Source organism: Klebsiella sp. MS 92-3 (genome assembly GCF_000195655.1).
GTDB lineage: Bacteria > Pseudomonadota > Gammaproteobacteria > Enterobacterales > Enterobacteriaceae > Klebsiella > Klebsiella pneumoniae.
Genome location: NZ_GL882705.1, coordinates 1 through 928 on the forward strand (window position 1 = coordinate 1; position 928 = coordinate 928).

1 protein-coding gene is annotated in these 928 nt (G+C 56.5%); it reads right to left on the bottom strand.

The window, feature by feature from the left end; all coding sequences use genetic code 11:
* Positions 1-928: group II intron reverse transcriptase/maturase (gene ltrA, locus HMPREF9538_RS26385; RefSeq protein ID WP_009483814.1), on the bottom strand; the 928-nt coding region annotated here is incomplete at both ends.

Consider the following 928-nt stretch of genomic DNA (forward strand, 5'->3'; position numbering starts at 1 on the left):
GAGGTTTGTTACGTGTGTCCTGAACTTCTGCATGGTGGGGAAGTTGCCCGGTACCGAGTGATAGTTCAGGTATCCCTGAACCACTCTCCTGAGCCATTTTCCCTGTTCGGGGATTGAGTAATGCCAGCGCCTTCGCAGACCGTCTTTGATGGCTTTCAGAGTTGCCGTCATCCGATCCCGGCGGGTCTTTCGTATCAGCATGAACCTGCCGTTGCGATCTTTCCCGCTGATGTGCGTGAACCCGAGGAAGTTGAACGTTTCTGGTTTGCCTTTTCCCCTGATGGCACGGTTTTCGGCAGCGAAGCGGCCGAACTCCATCAGACGGGTTTTCTCCGGGTGAACCGTGAGTCCGAACTCCCTCAGTCTGCGCTGCATGGCTATACGGAAGCGCCGGGCATCGTATCGTTTGTCGAACCCGATGACGATGTCATCGGCGTATCTGACCATTACCACATTGCCTGTGGCATAGCGACGTCGCCACTGATGCGCCCACAGATCGAAGACGTAGTGGAGGTATATGTTTGCCAGCAGCGGTGAGATGACCGCACCCTGTGGGGTGCCTTCCTCCGTTGCTCGCCATTGACCCTCCTCCGACGTCCCGGCTGTGAGCCACTTACGTATGAGCCTGATTACCCTCCGGTCGCCGATCCGATGCTCTGTGAACCTGATCAGCCATTCGTGGCTCACCCTGTCGAAGAACTGACTGATGTCGGCATCCAGTACCCAGTTTACGTTAGTGCGTACCAGCCCTGTGGCCAGTGCGTCCAGTGCATCGTGCTGGCTTCGCCCGGGTCTGAACCCGTATGAGAACCCCATAAAGTCGTTTTCATAGACTGCGTTCAGGATTTTCACCAGCGCATACTGGACGATCTTGTCCTCCAGCGAGGCGATGCCGAGCGGGCGTTGTTTTCCATCCGCTTTTGGGATG